The organism is Bacillus sp. EB01, assembly GCF_000613125.1.
Classification (GTDB): Bacteria; Bacillota; Bacilli; order Bacillales; family Cytobacillaceae; genus Bacillus_D.
In genome coordinates this window covers 2,504,487-2,522,516 of record NZ_HG964497.1, presented here as the reverse complement: position 1 = coordinate 2,522,516, position 18,030 = coordinate 2,504,487, and the positions used below count along the sequence as shown (strand labels likewise).

At 43.2% G+C, this 18,030-nt stretch carries 22 protein-coding genes and 1 riboswitch; of the genes, 5 read left to right on the top strand and 17 right to left on the bottom strand.

The window, feature by feature from the left end; all coding sequences use genetic code 11:
- Positions 1 to 71 precede the first annotated feature (71 nt).
- From TY16_RS11535 to TY16_RS26200, 6 genes are all read right to left on the bottom strand, one after another.
- Entirely contained in the window at positions 72 to 836 is a 765-nt protein-coding gene (locus tag TY16_RS11535) for an NAD-dependent protein deacylase (protein WP_043932089.1), read from the bottom strand.
- 102 nt (positions 837 to 938) lie between these two features.
- Positions 939 to 1,133 carry a hypothetical protein gene (locus tag TY16_RS11530; protein ID WP_043932088.1) on the bottom strand — a complete coding sequence of 65 codons (195 nt, stop codon included), beginning with the start codon at positions 1,131 to 1,133 and terminating at the stop codon, positions 939 to 941.
- Between the two features lie 18 nt (positions 1,134 to 1,151).
- Entirely contained in the window at positions 1,152 to 1,655 is a 504-nt protein-coding gene (locus tag TY16_RS11525; RefSeq protein ID WP_043932087.1) for a CBO0543 family protein, read from the bottom strand.
- Between the two features lie 609 nt (positions 1,656 to 2,264).
- The gene (locus tag TY16_RS11515; protein WP_043932085.1) at positions 2,265 to 2,777 is read right to left on the bottom strand and encodes a YbaK/EbsC family protein; all 513 of its coding nucleotides are present in this window, start codon (positions 2,775 to 2,777) and stop codon (positions 2,265 to 2,267) included.
- Positions 2,778 to 3,316: 539 nt separating this feature from the next.
- Positions 3,317 to 3,955 carry a hypothetical protein gene (locus tag TY16_RS11510; protein ID WP_043932084.1) on the bottom strand — a complete coding sequence of 213 codons (639 nt, stop codon included), beginning with the start codon at positions 3,953 to 3,955 and terminating at the stop codon, positions 3,317 to 3,319.
- Positions 3,956 to 4,082: 127 nt separating this feature from the next.
- Positions 4,083 to 4,241 carry a hypothetical protein gene (locus TY16_RS26200; protein ID WP_155922222.1) on the bottom strand — a complete coding sequence of 53 codons (159 nt, stop codon included), beginning with the start codon at positions 4,239 to 4,241 and terminating at the stop codon, positions 4,083 to 4,085.
- A gap of 138 nt (positions 4,242 to 4,379) precedes the next feature.
- Between TY16_RS26200 and TY16_RS11505 the strand changes: the two genes are divergently transcribed.
- Positions 4,380 to 4,568, top strand: coding sequence for a hypothetical protein (locus TY16_RS11505; RefSeq protein WP_043932083.1), 189 nt, complete (start codon positions 4,380 to 4,382; stop codon positions 4,566 to 4,568).
- 159 nt (positions 4,569 to 4,727) lie between these two features.
- On the opposite strand, the gene TY16_RS11500 is transcribed toward TY16_RS11505, so the two are convergent.
- The 3 genes from TY16_RS11500 to TY16_RS11490 are packed head-to-tail and all read right to left on the bottom strand — an operon-like array spanning position 4,728 to position 6,108.
- Entirely contained in the window at positions 4,728 to 5,327 is a 600-nt protein-coding gene (locus TY16_RS11500) for a histidine phosphatase family protein (protein ID WP_043932082.1), read from the bottom strand.
- Between the two features lie 3 nt (positions 5,328 to 5,330).
- Entirely contained in the window at positions 5,331 to 5,858 is a 528-nt protein-coding gene (locus tag TY16_RS11495; RefSeq protein WP_269320294.1) for a GNAT family N-acetyltransferase, read from the bottom strand.
- Positions 5,842 to 6,108, bottom strand: a complete 267-nt coding sequence (locus TY16_RS11490; RefSeq protein ID WP_043932080.1) for a hypothetical protein — start codon at positions 6,106 to 6,108, stop codon at positions 5,842 to 5,844. The genes TY16_RS11495 and TY16_RS11490 overlap by 17 nt, the downstream gene beginning before the upstream one ends.
- Positions 6,109 to 6,771: 663 nt before the next feature.
- Between TY16_RS11490 and TY16_RS11485 the strand changes: the two genes are divergently transcribed.
- From TY16_RS11485 to metC, 3 genes are all read left to right on the top strand, one after another.
- Positions 6,772 to 7,785: a S66 family peptidase gene (locus TY16_RS11485; protein WP_043934669.1), complete on the top strand. Its 1,014-nt coding sequence runs from the start codon at positions 6,772 to 6,774 to the stop codon at positions 7,783 to 7,785.
- Between the two features lie 170 nt (positions 7,786 to 7,955).
- Positions 7,956 to 8,064: riboswitch (SAM riboswitch) on the top strand.
- A gap of 96 nt (positions 8,065 to 8,160) precedes the next feature.
- Positions 8,161 to 9,303, top strand: coding sequence for a methionine biosynthesis PLP-dependent protein (locus tag TY16_RS11480; RefSeq protein ID WP_043932079.1), 1,143 nt, complete (start codon positions 8,161 to 8,163; stop codon positions 9,301 to 9,303).
- Complete coding sequence (gene metC / locus TY16_RS11475) at positions 9,278 to 10,471, top strand: cystathionine beta-lyase (RefSeq protein ID WP_043932078.1); 1,194 nt, start codon at positions 9,278 to 9,280, stop codon at positions 10,469 to 10,471. The genes TY16_RS11480 and metC overlap by 26 nt, the downstream gene beginning before the upstream one ends.
- Positions 10,472 to 10,951: 480 nt before the next feature.
- Here the strand turns inward: metC and TY16_RS11470 are convergent, their stop codons facing one another.
- The 4 genes from TY16_RS11470 to TY16_RS11455 form a co-directional block, all read right to left on the bottom strand.
- Complete coding sequence (locus TY16_RS11470; protein ID WP_043932077.1) at positions 10,952 to 11,410, bottom strand: DMT family transporter; 459 nt, start codon at positions 11,408 to 11,410, stop codon at positions 10,952 to 10,954.
- Positions 11,411 to 11,444: 34 nt separating this feature from the next.
- Entirely contained in the window at positions 11,445 to 12,137 is a 693-nt protein-coding gene (locus TY16_RS11465; protein WP_043932076.1) for a Crp/Fnr family transcriptional regulator, read from the bottom strand.
- A 13-nt stretch (positions 12,138 to 12,150) separates the two neighbouring features.
- Positions 12,151 to 12,576 carry a DMT family transporter gene (locus tag TY16_RS11460; RefSeq protein WP_043932075.1) on the bottom strand — a complete coding sequence of 142 codons (426 nt, stop codon included), beginning with the start codon at positions 12,574 to 12,576 and terminating at the stop codon, positions 12,151 to 12,153.
- Positions 12,577 to 12,878: 302 nt separating this feature from the next.
- On the bottom strand, positions 12,879 to 13,790 hold the full coding sequence (locus TY16_RS11455) for a DMT family transporter (protein WP_043932074.1): 912 nt from the start codon (positions 13,788 to 13,790) through the stop codon (positions 12,879 to 12,881).
- Between the two features lie 115 nt (positions 13,791 to 13,905).
- Here TY16_RS11455 and TY16_RS26195 point away from each other — a divergent pair, with 115 nt between their 5' ends.
- Positions 13,906 to 14,064 carry a hypothetical protein gene (locus tag TY16_RS26195; protein WP_155922221.1) on the top strand — a complete coding sequence of 53 codons (159 nt, stop codon included), beginning with the start codon at positions 13,906 to 13,908 and terminating at the stop codon, positions 14,062 to 14,064.
- A 71-nt stretch (positions 14,065 to 14,135) separates the two neighbouring features.
- Here the strand turns inward: TY16_RS26195 and TY16_RS11450 are convergent, their stop codons facing one another.
- The 4 genes from TY16_RS11450 to TY16_RS11435 all read right to left on the bottom strand — a co-directional run bounded on the left by TY16_RS11450 (position 14,136) and on the right by TY16_RS11435 (position 17,864).
- Positions 14,136 to 14,843: a YjjG family noncanonical pyrimidine nucleotidase gene (locus TY16_RS11450; RefSeq protein ID WP_043932073.1), complete on the bottom strand. Its 708-nt coding sequence runs from the start codon at positions 14,841 to 14,843 to the stop codon at positions 14,136 to 14,138.
- A 77-nt stretch (positions 14,844 to 14,920) separates the two neighbouring features.
- Positions 14,921 to 15,979: a hypothetical protein gene (locus tag TY16_RS11445; RefSeq protein WP_043932072.1), complete on the bottom strand. Its 1,059-nt coding sequence runs from the start codon at positions 15,977 to 15,979 to the stop codon at positions 14,921 to 14,923.
- Between the two features lie 73 nt (positions 15,980 to 16,052).
- Positions 16,053 to 17,099 (bottom strand): hypothetical protein, encoded by a 1,047-nt coding sequence (locus tag TY16_RS11440; protein ID WP_043932071.1) that lies wholly within the window; start codon positions 17,097 to 17,099, stop codon positions 16,053 to 16,055.
- Positions 17,100 to 17,264: 165 nt separating this feature from the next.
- Positions 17,265 to 17,864 carry a cell wall hydrolase gene (locus TY16_RS11435; RefSeq protein WP_052342691.1) on the bottom strand — a complete coding sequence of 200 codons (600 nt, stop codon included), beginning with the start codon at positions 17,862 to 17,864 and terminating at the stop codon, positions 17,265 to 17,267.
- Positions 17,865 to 18,030 lie beyond the last annotated feature (166 nt).

The following is an 18,030-nucleotide window of genomic DNA, read 5'->3' as shown; positions in this document are numbered from 1 at the left end:
CATGTGACGAATATGACAAATGTCATAAATAGACGAGTTTTTTTAAAAAAATTAGTTCTTTTTTAAAAAAACTAAAGCATTTGATCAATTTTCTTTAAAGTCTTGCCGATTGAATCATAGATGGGAAATGTGTCCTTCTCCCGGTCGTATGGGGTTTGGTCCAGGTTGATGATGACGAACGGGACATCCCTTCCCCGGTATTGAGGAAATGACGCAAACGGAACAACCTTTAGGCTGGAACCAAGTACGAGTATGCAATCCGCTGTCCCGATATGACCGAGGATAGTCTGGAAGCCATCTGGTGTGAACCATTCGCCTGCATCTCCGAACAGAACAACGTCAGGCTTGATGTATCTGTCCCGTTCTTTTCTCGTTTCACATTGGCCGCACACATAAAAATCTTCTATAGTATTATATCGGTGAAACATTTCCTCAGCAGAATAACTTGCTCCGCAGTTTACGCACGCTGCCGTATTCATTGTCCCGTGAAATTCGATTACATTGTGACTCCCGGCTTTTTGGTGAAGGCCATCGATATTTTGTGTAATGATATGGGCTACCCGTCCCTCACTCTCCCACTTTGCGAGGATCTCATGTCCCTGATTTGGCCTTGCATCAGGATGGTACAGGTTTTCGAGTGCAAATTGATAAAATTTGCGGGGCTGGTCAAAAAAGTAGTTCAATGAAAGGATGTATTCCGGTGCTTCCTGATAAAGTCCCGTCCGTGACCGGAAGTCCTTAATGCCCGACTCTGTACTTATCCCAGCGCCTGTCAATACGACGATGTTGGTTGAAGTTTGTATGATTTCGGCCACTTTGCTTAAGTTTTTCTCCATTTTCTTCACTCCCAGCGTTGAGCTTTTCCATTACCATATCATATCTAAATGAATAAAGGCCCCTATCAAGATACAATGAGGGCTTGCGAAGTGGTTCAGGAACTAACGCTTAATTCTCTCGCTTACTTCGTCCAAAACTTCGAGTAACCTGTGAGGGGCACTGGCAGTATAGAAATCCTCCAGTGACTTTGTCCCGTTGCGAAGGCCATCAATAATTTCATTTACAAGCCCTGCCTCCACCTCATCGTTGCGAACCATATTTTCTAGCTCCAAGGCCATTTCTTTAGAAAAATCCATCTTAGTACCCCGCTTTTATTAGAATGCATCGAAAGGAACATTAAAGTAGTGGATCAGGAAGATAATGATTGGGATTGACAGCAGGTAAGCCCTGGCCGGATGTGTATGATGAATGGCAATAACGGTGAACAATACAATATCAAACATGAGTGAATACCAAAAATGCCATCCGTGTTCATAAGCTATACTGTTAGTAAAAAGAAGAATAGCCTCTCCGCTAATATATATCAAAGACCACATAAGGATATACCGTAGCTGCCTCCAAATCGTTTCGGGAAAGTGCTGTAGGAAAAGAAGAACGCTAATGGGCATCGTCAAAACAGCATAGAGAATAACTGTCATCCTTTCACTTAAAAGTAAACTGGGATAGAACTTCCAAAGAGTATGATCCCCCACAATATATTCATAAAGAAAACCGCCGGCTGCTATGAAAATCATGCTTGCATGGAATTGCCTCCAGCGCTTCCAATCAGCCCATTTTATCGAGGCTAAAACCGTAAAGAGGGCAATGCCAATATGCATACATTCCAATCCCTTCCCCTTTGTTCCACAATCCCGAATTATGAGTTAGACCCAACAACTTTTACGAAGAAAATGGCGGTCAACTGCCGGTATATAATCTGCCCCACAATTTACCTTTTATGTATGGTTTTCGGGAGGAATAATTGAGTCTTTAGGAGTTTTGGAGTATTGCGAAGAAGGTTGATGGTGAAAAAAAACAGAGGGAATGGTTCCTGCCGTACTGAAAATAATGATAATGACAGGATTGGATTTTACTTAAAGATTAAACGGAAGTTTTTTTGAAATTCCTGTTCGTTCAGAGATAATCTTAACGATAAATCTTCCGATTGTAAAACAAATTCTTTAACGCCAATAAATTCTGATTCTGCGATTAAGTAGAAGTGTGTTCCCTTCTTAATACCTTTAAAATGATTCTTTAGTTTATATATTTTCATTAAGTTACTGCTCCTGCGTGAATACTGTTTGACAGATTAAAAAAAGAGATTCAACAATTCCCGTTATATACTATCATCTTTTGTAACTTGAAGAGAATAGACCTTGTGAGCTGAAAAAATTAAGATCAGTCCATTTTACCAGTGAAATGGACTGATCTTTTTCGTTTAGTGATGCCTACTTTGTCCCTGCTTCCTGAAGTTGCTGCTGTGGCTCCTCTTGCGATCCTTTACAAACATTTACCCAGCCTTTCGCTGATGAATACTGCTGCAGCTCCTCGAGGGAAACCTCAATTGCGGAGTTCGAGCTTCCGCATGCCGGAAATAAAGTTGTGAAACGCTTCATTGATTCATCAAGGAAAATATCAAGGTCATGTTTAAGGCCGAACGGACAGACACCACCAACCGCGTGACCGGTTTGCTCTAGCACCTCTTCTGCGGAGAGCATGCGCGCCTTGAATCCGAATGCATGCCGAAATTTTTTGTTATCGATCTTTGCATCGCCAGCCGCCACTATGAGGATTGCTGTATCCCCATCCCCTCTGAAGGAAAGCGTCTTGGCAATACGCGCCGGGATAACCCCGATTGCTTCTGCAGCCAAATCGACGGTTGCACTCGATGTATCAAACTCCAAAATATCATTGTCGCGATTATATTGTTTCAAATGTTCTTTAACGCTTTGCAGTGACACCTTAACACAGCCCCCTCTTCTTTAAAAAGTATCTTATCATACTTTTTTAAAAAGAAAAGGCATCATGCATCTTATAGAGTAAAATTTTCTGAATAATTGGTGATTACCGACATTAACTTTTTGTTGTTTGTGCCTGGGTGTAAATGTGTCTAGATTGTGAATACGTCCGATATAATTGTGAAACTGTCCGATATAATCTTTAAAAAGGGTGATAAATTTCCAAAACCGTCCGATAAAAATGTGAAACAGGGTTATAAAATTGTGACATGGGGATAAATAATTTCGGGAACCCACCAATGGTGGAAAAAATCACCTCAAAACGGTTCCGATCAAGCCTATTGGTTACATTTTGACCTGCCGGGAAGCTCGAAACAGTTCCAATCAAGTCTATTTAAGGATGAAGAAATCTAACTATTTTTACGTAGCAAAGGACATTTTCAGTAAGCAAGAAACCCAATATGTGGTTTCGAGGACATTTCAAATATGTAGACATACCAAATTGTCCTTCAAAGACGATTTCGAGAACATTTTCCTATCCGTTACACCTCAAATTGTCCTTGAACTTTCTTCATTAAATCAATTGATTCGAGATGTTTTGCGGAGAGTGCTTTACTTAGCAGCTCAGAATCATAACCATTCGTTCGCAGGGCATCCAAGATTGCTTCCGCTCTGTCTTGCCTGCCGCGCCGCAAATTCGATTCCAGCTGGATTTCTAGCGGCACAACACGAAACTTATATCCTTGAAACGCGACTTCCTTGTACATGTCCCAAATGTATTTTCCGCCTTCCCATATCCCATCACCTGTGAGGTTATCTGAAATGCCTGCCGAATTACCAATATGTACGGCTTCAACTTCACATCCTTCAATTACCCAGCGGCCTTTTGTCCAGGAAAAACCGGACGGAAATGTTTGTGTGAAAATCGGAACGTCCCTGGACGAATACCAGTCGGCACCAGGTTCCCCTTCCGTACTTGATTCCCGTGAGTACGATCTAAACAACTCGGCAAAACGGCTTACGTCCTCCTGGTGCCTGACATATACGTCAATATCCCCAGGCTCCATCTCCGCTCCCTGAAGGACCGAACCGACTGAACCGACAAGGATCCATTCCAAATCAGACCCAGCATCCGTAACTAGCTTCTGAACTTTTACTAAGGCTTTCTCCCAGTTCCTCATTAAATTCCCTCCTAATAAAACGATACGTTACTTATTTCGTACTGGCTTCATAGTTTCCTGCTATCTTCCAATTAATATAAAAAAAGGACGGTACAAAGTGCGTACCGTCCATGGGTATTCTAATTGACTATTTTGTTTTCCTGCCTTTTTGAAGTGCTTTGTTTAGACGTTCCTCGTTATCAAGTCCGTGGTCGCTGAATGCATTGTCGCTTGTAAATTCATTCCCAACTGGCCCACCGCTCATTTTATCGGTGCCAATATTTCGATCAGTTCGTTTAGCAGCCATTAAGACCCTCCTTTTGCATATTTGTCGTCGTTTAGTATCCCCAGGTGGCAAATCACTATTCTTGCATAGCATATGGACATTCACCTATACATCTATTTTCATCATACATATAGTGTTAATGAGAGGAGGGATAACTCAATGGATCGTCTTATCCTATTGATGCTTGCTACTATAGTAGCCGGTTTCTCATTACTTCGCCTACCTTTAATTGGGCCTATATTCAATCCTATTAATCCAATCATTGACTTTATCGCAATTATCGCCATCCTTATAGTCTCACTATATCTGATTTTCCTGGCAGTTAAAGCGATACTGAACAAGAAATAGCAAGATGCCCGGTTGCAGTTATGCACCGGGCCTTTTATTTGGTTTGAAAAAAATCTCAAGAATCTACCAAAGGTAATGGATATCCCAAAATGAGCAATGCCCTAATAACCTGTGGTCACAATGTATCTATCCCAAGTAACGGATGTGCAATATCTTATTTCAGAGCAAATGCACCTGGCTATTAAGGATTCTGATGACTTTGGTCCCGTTCCTGTCTTCAAGCCTGTGAAAGCCTGTATCACCTGTTGGAAAAATAAATTCATTAACCGTTGGAAGTTTCAAGTAAGCCTGAATCAGGTTCGATATCATCCCTCCATGTGAAACAACAGCAACCCTGTCTAAATCGGCAAATTCATGAATAACTTTTTGCAGAAAAACCTCAGCACGGAACCGAAACTCGAGGTCAGATTCCCCGCCTTCTATCGCCACATAAGGTGGCCGGCCGCCCTCCGGCAGCGGATACCTTGTGGCGGCAACTTCAAAAGGAATACCCGCAAGGACCCCATTATTCCACTCCATTAGCAGTTCATCCGTTAGTAGCCCGCAGCCAGCCGCCTCTTGCAGCGTTTGTGCCGTTTGGTGCGCGCGTTTTAGCGGACTTGCCAGAATGATGTCCGGTTTAAGGGTTGCAGAAAGATAGCCTGCTAGTTTTGCAGCCTGATCATGGCCAAGCTCTGTCAGGGGAAAATCCGCTCGCCCTTCATGTACGCCTAACAGGTCAGCCTCTGATTCGCCGTGGCGAATAAGCAATAATTCCAAAATTTAATTCCTCCTAGTAGTAAAATATATCAGCGTTTCCCGGCCTTTTACGATCGTTCGTTTCTCGAGCACCATGCCAATCCGTTCGGCAACACGTATCGAAGGCTCATTTTTATAAAAAATCATAGATATAATCCTGTTTAATCCTAACTTATCGAATCCATAATCCTTCACAGCAAGTGCTGCCTCTGTTGCATAACCTTTGCCCCAATTCTTTCTTACAAATAGATAGCCGATTTCCATCTCATTTACACCATCTACAATTTGTGGAACGATTCCGCATTGGCCTACAAAAGCCCCGTCTTCCTTCCGCTCACAAATCCAAAGCCCTGTACTGTATTTCTGATATAGATCTAAGTTCCAGGAAATCCACTTCTCAGCATCCTCTGTCGTTTTGGTTGATGGGTAAAATTGCATGGCAATGGGATCGGAAAAAATGGACATGAGATGGTCGGTATCCTCCCTTGTCATTTTTCTCAACCGTAAACGATTCGTTTCTACTATGTATGATTCCTTATCTATAGTAGGCAATATAGGCCCTCCCATATTGAGAAACAGCAAGAATAAAGGAAGCAATTCCTCCTGAAATAAAGATTCCCGCATAATAGCGAATCTCATCAAGTTTCACAGAATCGGATACCTCAAAACCTAGAAAAGTCAGTCCAATTCCATTCCCATCGACTGTCGCAATACTCTTCCAAAGTTGTATTCCCTTTACAAAAAACAAAGCGCCGAAAATAAGTAGAAGAATAATCCAAATCACACGTACAATAGAACCCATCCCTAAACCTCCTTAGGTTTCCTTTATTTACAGAATATAACAAGAAGAACACTCTTTAAAGAGGGTGAAAGGAAAAAAGAAGGCTGCAATGCTGCAGTCTTCTTCTTTCCATTTTTATTGGATCAATCCTGGTGGCATGATAAGAGATTTTTCCATGAAACCGTATTTAGTGGATTAATCGTAGTGATACGATACAAGATTTTTCTACGAAACTGTATTTAGTGGATTAATCGTAGTGATACGATACAAGATTTTTCCACGAAACCGCATTTAGTGGATTAATAGTAGTGATCCGAGATAAGATTTTTCCACGAAACCACATTTAGTGGTTTAATCGTAGCCGCACGGGACAAGATTTTTCCACGAAACCACATTTAGTGGATTAATCGTAGCGGCACGGGACAAGATTTTTCCACCACGAACCTAGTACATTTACTTGTCCTGTTTTGTTTTCTGCGCTTTTAGTGCAATTCGTTCCAGCCCATTGTTGGCAAACTCGACATCGGTCTTTGGCATGGCACGCTTGCTTTCCTTGTTTTTGTTCTTTGCCATTTCGGCACCCCCTTTTACTTTTCTGCTTTCATTTAGTGTCTGCAAAAAGAAGGATTATTATTTTTTATAGCGAAAAGTATATCGGTAAAAAGTTAGATGGGAATGATGCTGATGATTAGGTATCCGCTTTTAAAAGAAAGAGCAACAATCGGGGTGACTGCACCTTCATCGGGTGTCCCGGAAGAATTGCATGGAATTGTGAAGCAGGCAAGGAAGCGGCTGGAGGAAAAAGGTTATAATATTTCTATTGGAGAAACTGTTTGGACCGATTATAAGGCCAAATCGGCACCGGCAAAGCAACGTGCCGATGAATTAAATAGCATGTTGGCCGACCCGGAAGTAGACATCATCATCCCCCCTTGGGGTGGCGAGCTTCTAATAGAAATACTGGATTTGATTGATTATAAAAATATCCCAGCCAAGTGGATACTTGGTTATTCAGATACTAGCCTACTCCTATTTGCAATCACCTTGAAAACAGGCATTGCAACAGCGCACGGTACAAATCTCGTCGATTTGCGTGGCGTATTTTCAGATCCAACGACAGCGATGTGGGAAACAGTCCTAAAAACCAAAAACAGTGGAAGCGTTACACAGACATCATCGAAAAAATTCCAGCTAAAATGGTCCCATGACACTCCTACTCCTTGCTTGTTCCATTTAACAGAGCAAACGGAATGGAAATCTGTTTCAGGCGGCAGTGAACGAATGGCTGGACGTCTGTTGGGAGGCTGTATTGATATAATCCACCATGCTGCAGGCACTCCGTTCGGGGACGTCAAAGCCTTTAGGGAAACTTACATTCCGGGTGAACCGGTCATTTGGTATTTTGAGAACTGTGACTTGTCTGCAACCGACCTGCGCAGGTCACTCGTGCAATTGAAGCTTGCCGGTTGGTTCGAAAATTGCAGCGGGCTTTTGTTTGGAAGAAGCGACGCCAACCACCCGGTAGAAGGCTATACTGCCGAGGATGTATACAGCGATTTAGCCGAAGAATTAAGCGTGCCAATCGTATATGATATTGACTGCGGACATATGCCGCCGCAGATAACGTTTATTAATGGTGCCTTTGGCGAGGTTCGTTATGAGAATGGCAGCGGAACGGTTATTCAGTATTTTAAGTGAGGTTTCTATGCATAAAATTTAAACGCTTAGATCCTTGATTCAAATGATGTTTAAGCGTAGTCTTTACCGACTTAAATCTATAAGTGTTAAGCATTTAATTATGTTTTCGCTTGCTAAATCTTTTTTTATAAGTTAATGTAGTTTTAATATTTCAAATAATTTCATAACTGTTCTTATCCAGAGAGGCAGAGGGACTGGCCCTATGAAGCCTCAGCAACCGGCTGATTTTTATCAGCGATGGTGCTAACTCCAGCAGGTTAAAAGCCTGACAGATAAGAGGAAACGGATGACATTTCGGGACTTCTTCTTATGGAAGTCCTTTTATTTTTGTCCTCTAACCTTTCTCCTCATACTACTCATTAAGGAGGAAATACTGTGAAAAACCACCATATCCAGACTGATTTAGTCCAAATCGGAAACCGTAGTGAAAACACTACTGGAGCTGTTAATCCGCCTATCTATCTCTCCACTGCTTACCGTCATGATGGACTTGGCTTATCGACAGGCTACGATTATACAAGAACAAAAAACCCTACCCGTGCTCTGCTCGAAGAGAATGTTGCCCACCTTGAAAAAGGCGACCAGGGATTTGCCTGCAGTTCCGGAATGGCCGCAGTCCAGCTCGTCCTCTCCCTCTTTAAAACTGGTGACGAACTGATTGCCTCGACTGATCTTTATGGTGGCACCTTCCGTCTCTTCGCTAACTATTCGGAATTATACGGGGTCAGACCCCATTATGTTAACTGTAATGAAACCTCGGAAATTGAAAAAGTGTTAAATGAAAACACGAAAGCCATCTTTATCGAAACACCAACCAATCCTCTTATGCAGGAAATTGATATTGAAAAGGTATCGAAAGTTGCAAGGAAATATGGGCTTTTGCTGATCGTTGACAACACCTTCCTCACTCCTTTTTTGCAAAAACCAATTGGACTTGGAGCAGACATTGTCATTCATAGTGCCACAAAATACATTGGCGGCCATAATGATGTGCTTGCGGGATTGGTGATTGCCAAGGGTGCTGAACTTTGTGAAAGGCTTGCAACAAATCACAACAGTATTGGGGCTGTTTTATCTCCATTCGATAGCTGGCTTTTAATTCGCGGTCTCAAAACGCTTGGTTTAAGGATGGAACGCCATCAGCAAAATGCATCCGACATTGTGGGCTACCTAAAGGTGCGTCACGAAGTAAGGGATGTCCTTTATCCTGGCAAAGGCGGCATGGTGTCGTTCCGTGTTCATAAGGAGGAATGGGTTGCCCCTCTTCTGCGGAATTTAAAACTCATCTCATTTGCTGAAAGCCTTGGAGGCGTTGAAAGTTTTATTACCTATCCAGCAACGCAAACACACGCAGACATCCCCGAAGAGATTCGTTTGAAAAACGGTATTGATAATTGCCTGCTCCGGTTTGCAGTCGGAGTTGAATATATTGATGACTTGAAAGCGGACTTGGATCAGGCTTTTATAAAAATAGCTGAGGAGGAAAAAGGACATGACAAAGCAAACGTACTCATTTAACACGAAAGTCGTGAATCAGCACGCATTCAAGGAAGAGAAAAACGGAGCGGTCAATCCACCTCTTTACTATTCATCAACCTTTCACCAAAACAAGTTCGATTCGTTTGGAGACTACGATTACAGCAGATCCGGAAATCCAACCCGTCAAGTGCTTGAAGAAACAATTGCAGCTCTTGAAGGCGGAGTGAAAGGCTTCGCATTTGCATCTGGGATGGCGGCCATTTCATCGGCATTTATGCTTTTATCGGCAGGCGACCATGTGCTGATTTCTAAGGACGTGTATGGCGGCACCTTCAGGTTGGTGACCCAAGTATTAACTAAATTCCAGATTGAACATACGGTTGTCGATATGACAAATTTAACTGAGGTGTCCAGCTCATTCAAACCGAATACAAAAGTTGTTTATGTAGAAACACCGTCCAACCCTCTTCTTCAGATTACCAATATTAAAAAAGTGGCAGAGCTTTCGAAACTGCACCGATGTCGTCTTTACGTAGATAATACGTTTTTGACGCCTCTTTATCAAAAGCCATTGGAACTTGGAGCAGACCTCGTTCTCCACAGTGCAACAAAGTTCCTGTCCGGTCATAGCGATGTTGTTGCAGGACTTGCAGTTGCCAAGGATGAAGAACTTGCGAATGAGCTTTATTTTATCCAAAATTCGTTTGGAGCTATTTTAGGTGTGCCGGATTGCTACGAGCTTCTAAAAGGAATGAAGACTTTAAGTGTACGGCTTGGGTCTTCCACTCGGTCAGCTGAGCGGATTGCGAAATATTTGAAGCAGCACCCTTTGGTTGAGGGAGTATTTTATCCAGGGCTCTCTGACCATCCCGGCCATTCTGTCCACTTCAGCCAGGCAACAGGTGCAGGGGCGGTCCTTTCCTTCCGCCTTCCAAATCGGGACATTGCCAGATCGGTCGTGGAAAACTTGCAAATACCTGTATTTGCAGTCAGCCTTGGAGCCGTCGAATCAATCCTCTCCTATCCAGCAACCATGTCACATGCTGCAATACCAACTGACGAAAGGGAGAAACGCGGCATCACCGACGGACTGCTCCGCTTCTCGGTTGGACTTGAGGACTGTGACGATATCCTGATCGACTTTGAAAATGCACTTAGCATAGCGTCAAGGGCTAACAGAGGCAGTTTAAAGGTGAAAATAGGCTGAACCTTTTGACTGTGTTTCACCACAAAAATGGACCTCTTCCGTGAGGAGGCCCAATTAGACTGCAATTATGTGTAAACCCTTCGATAAAAGCATGGGAAAAGTGTTCCTCGCAAGCCGCTCATACTATGTCTGTATGAGCGGCTTTTCACTTTGATTCAATCTACTCCCTATTTTTCACCCATGAAGTTAATGAATGACAGTTCGCTGCCTCACCAAACCCGAGATGTCATTCATCGTCTTTATGAATGACATCTGTCTTCCTGGGACTGCCTGAGTTGTCATTCATCGTCTTTATGACTGACATTTGGCTTCAGCGGGCTGCTCGAGTTGTCATTCATCGGCTTAATGAATGACATTTGGCTTCAATGGGCTGCCCGAGTTGTCATTCATTAGCTTAATGAATGACATTTTGCTTCAATGGACTGCCTGAGTTGTCATTCATCGGATATATATAACTAACACTTTTCTTCATCAGAAACTTCACTCTTTGGCTAATTCCTTGTCTTGCCCTGCAAACTTGAAAACGAGGATTCCTGCAACAATGACAAGCGCTCCTATCAACTTGTTAGGTGTCAAGTCCAGCTTTTCCAGGCCTAGCCAGCCCTGGGTGTCAAACAATATGGCTATTGCTAATTGTGCGACAAGGACGATGGACATGGCGTATGTTGGCCGCAAGTATTTAAAACTTTGAACTATACACGCTACCACGCCAATGCCTGTTAGTCCTCCAAACCAATACCATGTCTCCATATTCTCCAAGTTGAACATTGCAGTTCCTTCAACAAAAATGCCGATGATAAATGAAGCGAAGCAACCAAGGCCCAATACCAATGTTGTCGTAGAGATGGTTCCGGCTTTTTCATTAACTCTGCTATTAAAAATGTTTTGAATACCAACAAATGCACCGCCAATAATGGCTATTATAAGGCCTGCTAGCATAATGATATCTCCCTTCTATCGCTTGCTATCTTAATTATGGTTCATAAATACTTCGGCTTGCATAAGCCTCAAGCCCGTCCCGGTTCTTAATCTTGATTAGTCCTCTCTTCCGCTCAACAAGGCCTTCGTCGCAAAATTTGGTGAGGACCCGATTCATATGGCGGTAACTTGTACCAATCAAGCTGGCTATATCAGAAATATTGATAGATTGGGCAGATTCTGTTTCCGGCTCTTCGAATGATACGGAAAGTAAATAACTGGCGAGCCGCACTTCTACGGGATACATCAAATTGAAGTTAAAGGAATATTCCTCAACATAAAACTTCTTTGTAATCATCTTTAATAAATATTTAAGGAATGGGGCGAAATTACCCATGTATCTATTTATAACCTGATAGTTGGCTCCGAATAAATACCCAGTCGATACTGCTGCTACGGTATTTATTATATTTGTGTTTTGTACAAATTCAATATCTCCGATGAGGGCTACCGGTGTCTCGAACGAAAGAATGAGGGTTCTTCCTTCTGGTGAAGTCCTATACACCTTAAATTTCCCCTCTACAAGCACGAACAAATTGCTCGAAGCTTGTCCCTGGCTGCAAATCAATTCGCCTCGCTCAAAAGAGTATAGAGTTAAATACTCAAGGAAGGATTCAGGAAAAATAGAGGCAAATTGATATTTTTTTATAAAATGATCAAGCAACTTCCGGTCTCTTACTTCTTTCAATAGTCTCCAACCCCTATAGGTTTAAAATCAGCACTCCAACAATCATCAGGGCAATTCCAATGAATTGCGGCAGCTTCACCTGCTCTTTTTTAACCCCAAACCAGCCATTGGCATCAATGGCAAACGTAATGGCAAGCTGTGATATTAGAAAAGTTGCAGTCATAACTGTAACACCAATTAGCTGGATTGCTGCCACTGAAGTGGAAACAACAATTGCCCCAAAGGTTCCGCCAGACAAATACATGGGTTTTACCTGTCTAAACCCCTTCCAGCCCTTATCCCTCATAACCAGCAGTACTAAAAAAATTGCAATGAAACCCGTAAATTGTGTGACTGTGGCTGCCTGCCATGTTCCAATATCTCCACTAATTCTTGAATTTACAACGCCCTGGAGTGTAATGAAACCTCCGGCCAATAATGCAAAAATTATTCCGCGCATAAGTTACCTCCTCTTTCAATATGTCCATTATGAGGATGATTACTTATTGTTAAAAGGACATATGTCCTAAACTACAATCTATTTTACGCTGGTTCCAACACTTTTGGGTATGCCGGAACTTTTTTACCTTATAGAGTGCCATGGTTAGGCGAATAAATATGTCGGCTCGGATTAAGCAATAGAGTTTTCGGATATATTTGTCTTGGAAAGATGCGAAAACCGTCCTCTCGGATAATTAACTAAACTCCCTATCCCTAAATTCTGCTCAACAAAAAACCGCCTCGCAGGCGGCATAAAAGTATTTAGGTTAGTTCGGCGGTTGCAGCAGGTTTGTCCTTCAAGACTGAAAGCCAAATGATGAAAGTGAGCATACAGAGTGCTCCAAATAGCTGCAGGCCGTGGAGGATGGTTCCGAACCAGATGACCGAAATGACCATGGCGGTTAGCGGCTCGACACTTCCAAGGATGCTGTTTTCGACTGGTGTTATGTATTTCAGGCTGCCGAGTGTCAGGACGAAGGCCATTGTCCCGAACAAAATCAGGATAAAAAACAATCCGATCGTTTCCCAGTTGGCGATTGCGGCCCAGCCAGGCGAGGTCCAGACCCTGGTGGCCAAAGAAAGTGTGCAGCCGGATATAAACATCGCCCAGCCTACAATGGTCAGGACTCCCCATTCATTCATCAGGCGCAGCGGATACAGGGCATAGAATGCGAAGGCTAAACCCAGCAATAGCCCCCAAATAAGTGCCTCCCGGCTAACAACAAGTGTATCAAGAGAGCCATTTGTTAAAAGGAAAAACAATCCGATTAGCGTTCCGGCCACACCAATCAACTGCTGCTTGCCAGGAAGTTTCCTCGCTGTTACCGAAACAAAAATGATGATAAAAATTGGGGCCGAGAATTGCAGGAGTGTTGCCATTATTGCGTTACTTGCATGAATGGCTGCGACGAACGAGTACTGAAGCCCAAGCATTCCGACCATGCTAAAAAGGATGAGACGGGACCACCAGAACTTGCTTTTCCAGACACCAAAAATCTTGTTGTTGGAAAACGCAACAATTGATAACAACATCACACCCGAAATCAGGAGCCGGATTGATAGCAGAAAGGCAACAGTTACGCCAGTATCTTTTAAAAGCCACTCCATCAGCGGGCCGGTCATTCCCCAGAATGCAGCTCCGATGATAACCATTGACAGGCCTCGAATCCTCATCGCACAGCCCCCTTTCATATTTTTGATATGTGTGTTTTTTCGACAAAAGTCTGTTATATCCCGAGTTTATGCGGGTATAAGGGTAGAAAGCCAGACAACACCAGGAGGACAGCTTATGCCGCAGTATGTGATTACGTTTATTAAACATGATGAAAGCAAGCCAAGATCGAAGCAAATCCTTGGAGATCGAGTTTCCGATATCTTCAAGCAGGTATTCGAAATTGAAAAAGATCATACGATTGTCTCGATTGAAAACAAGTCGTTAAAAGGATGATTGTGATGACAGGCTGGCTTAGGCCGGCCTTTTCTTTTGCCAGGGAAACCAGCGGGTTACGCCTTTGTTCTTTAGCGGACAGCAGTCAGGTCCGGTACAAGAATATCATGAAGTTCGTCAAGGCTCCTGATTTCATAGGTTGGCAGAATGTCAGTTTCATTGGCTTCGATTCCAGGATTAAACCAGCACGTGTCAATACCAGCCAGGTTGCCGCCCTTAATGTCAGCGGTTAGGGAATCGCCGATGATGAGTGTGTTTTCGGGTTCAAAACCGGGAATCCGCTCAATCACATACTCAAAATATTTCTTCATAGGCTTCTGGTAGCCTGTATCCTCGGAAACGAAAACGTCTTTGAAAAACGGCAGCAGTCCGGAATCGGTCAAACGCCGGTGTTGTGTTTGCGAGATGCCGTTGGTGATGATATAAAGATTGTGATTTTCATGGAGACGCATGATAAGATCCATTGCCCCAGGGATTAAGTGGTGCCCTTCATCAAGAAGGCTGCGGTATTTATATTCAAGCAGGACACCATCAACATCTTTGCCCAATCCGCTGAAAAAGCGCGAGAATCGGGTATAGAAAAGTTCATCCCTTGTAATCGTTCCTTGCTCGAATGCGGTCCAAAGGCTTTGGTTCAGCTGCTTGTAAGCAAACAGCAATTCAGGAGTAAATGACAGGCCCTCCGATTGGAAAAGAGAACGAAGCGCTTCTTGTTCTGTTGCTGTAAAATCAAGCAGCGTGTTATCCACATCGAAAAGCAGAGTATGGTAATGTTTCAATTTATAAACGCCTCACTTAGAAAAATTCTTTTACCATCATACCATACAAAAACCTCCTGGTTAAGGAGGCCTTCTTATCATTCTGATTTTTGCACTTTCACTTTTTCTTCTTTGCCATCCCAGCGTACTATAACTTCAAAATCTTTAAGTTCCGTGAGCTGTTCGGACGTTCCTATTGATGTTAAAGCTTCTTTTTGGTCATTAAGCATAAGTCCCCCAGCGCCCCATGTCCAAGTATCCTTGAACATAACGTCAATCTCAAATTCACCTTTTGGTGGAGTGCTCTTGCCTTTATGCTTAATCATAGCGTCGGCCATTGTGTGTCCGACACTATCCTTGATTGTAAACTGTACTTGCCAATTTTCTGACTCGCCCTCATATACGCTCGTCGTTTCTTTTGTTAAAAATGTCTGGAGTTCAGTGAAATCATTAGTCAGAAACATAATCATATCATTCTTGAAGACAAAGAAAGCAGGCAGCATCTCGAGCGGGAGATCAGGATATGCAGTCTTTAGCTCTCCCGGGGTACCTTTAACTTCACGTTTTACATATGTTTCATAGGGGCTTGCCGGGATCTCATAGTCATAGTCTGGTTCGAAAAATCCCAGCACAGTTAATCGATCCATTTCGGGAGCAAGCAACTGCTGGTAGGACGATGTCCGTAGTACATTGACCTTTGACAGGTAAATTCCTTTCTTCCCGTCAGGCCATTCAGCACTGAGAATGAACACCTTTTCCCCCGGGTATCGTGGAGACTGAAGTGATTCGGCTCCAATTGGAGGACTAATTAGCTCTGACTGAGCCTGCCATTCATAAAAAATAACACTATTTGGAGCATCCGGAAACGACGGCAGCAGATGATCAAAGGGATTGGTATCGACGGCCTCAGCTTTTTTGATGGCCTTCTTTATCTTTTTAGCGGAGATGCCGGAAGGGTCTGTTGTCCCTTCCTTTAAAAGTACCATGGGCTTGGAATCGGAGGATGACGACAGCCGGATGGTGGGTTCGGTACTAGCTTTTTTCTCAGTTTCTTTCTCTTTCGAGGAAGCTTTCTCCTCTTTCGGCTGGTCGATTACCACATTCAAAAAGAAGATGGAAATAATCATGATAATCGCCGGCAGTATGTATTTTTTCACCTTGTTTCCCCCTCAATTGGTCAGAGTGTCTCAGTTTACATTATTATGTATATCGATTATGAATGAGTCGTACTTATGGGTGATGTTCTTTCAATATCAGTGGAATTGTTTCTTCCTTTCCATCCCATTTCACTATATAGTTCACATTTCCTGTTTCTTCTATTGGCCAAGTAATCATATTACCGGCGGTCGACTGGTTATTCTCATCCAGTTGATGTCCGCCTTCCCCTACTGACCATGATGGACCATTCACAGTCGTTTCAAATTGGCCAATTTCATCCCCTTTTTTCCCTTTGTAAGTAAGATACGTTTTGAAGGTTCCATTACCGATTTTTTGTTCAATTGTTAATGTTACCTTCCAATTTTCGGTTTCTCCCTCATAAACGAATAGTTCATTCTTGGTCAAAAAAGAAATCAATTGGTCGTACTCGACTGTTTGCAAAATCATACTGGAGGTTTGGAAGACAAAAAATGCAGGAAGTACTGCTAGTCCTAGTTCCGGAAATTTTCTTTCTAATTCCTCCTGAGAACCTTGTAAGGTATGGACGACGTATGTGCCATCCTCGCTTTCAGGAATATCCAGCATGGTTTCCTCTTCTGAAAACGCAATGACCGTAAAACTCTCAGGATTTGCTGAAATCATTTCTTGATAGGAGTACAACCTCTCTACATCGATTTTTGCAAAGTAAGTCGCTTTCCCTCCCTGCGCCCATTCGGCTGTAATAATAAGCCCTCTAATCCCTGGATCCCCAGGGACCATATACAAGTCTCCTTCTTGGTCGTAGTCGATTATCCCCAGTTCAGGATCAAATTCTGTAAATGTCACTTTACTCGGATAAATTGGATAGGTGATGGACAGGCGTTCCCATGGCGATACCGTGATGGCTTCAGCCTTTTCCATTATCTTGGTAAGCTTCTGTTTGGATATACTGTGGGGTGCCACGCCTTCCTTTTCCACTAACAAAACTTCCTTCGATCCTCTAGAAGTCGTAATGCTAGGAAGCAAATCTAGTTTTGTTTCGGAAATTACCTCCTTTTCTTTCTCAGGCGGCTCCGTTAGATTGTTCAGAAGTAGAATCGAGATAATGAGAATAACAGCTGGCAGTAGGTATTTTTTCATGGTCTGTTCCCTTTCCCTTCAAGCTGGGTACTTCCTTATTTCGCCATTATCTTCCTTTTTTCCTGCGAAGCTTTTCGAATTGCAAATATAAAGCGCCATCCAAAAAGGATGGCGCTCGGGTGTAGCTAATGTGATAGTTTCATGATGGCATAGGCTTAAAGGCTCCTATTTTGCAAAACGGTGGTTGCCGATTGTAATGGTCGTTTCGCGGGAGAAGACCCATTTTGAAACGGCTGTTTCCGGGTTGAAGAAGAACAGGCTGCCATTGCCCTGGCCCTGGAATGCGAGAGCTTCGTTGACGGCGCGCTTTGCTTCAGCATCTGCCGGCTTGTTAATGGAGCCGTCTTGGACTGGCGAAAATGCGTAATATCCGTTGGCGACTTCATTGATGACACCTTTTATCGTGTCAGGGAAATCTTGGCTTGCGACACGGTTCAAGACAACGGTTGCAACTGCAACTTTACCTGCATAAGGCTCGCCTTTTGCTTCGGCATGGACTAGGCGGGCAAGCAGGTCCTTTTCAGCTGCTGTAATGCTAGAGTTCGGGATTGTGAGATTTTTGCCGATAGGAAGCTGTGCGTTATTAGCGTTATTGATTTTCATTAACTCTTTAATAGGAACACCGTATTTCGTGGCGATTTTCCAGTAGGTTTCGCCCTTTTGTACTCTGTGGTTTGCTGCTGCATCAGCTGGCGCAGCGTTTGTGAAAGCCGACATCGAAAGGATGAGCCCGGCTGCAAGTACTAGTTTGATAAACTTGTTCATTTTCATTTTCCTCCTAGTAGTTTCAGTTTCGCTCTCTAAAGGCTAGGCTATCAGCTGTAACATTCCGTTTCATGTCCCAATTTTAGCCAAAGTGCTGTTGGCGCGTCTGAGCTCTGTTGTGGCGGGAATTTTGCAAAAACCAGCCAAATCTTTCCGGAGCCGGTAA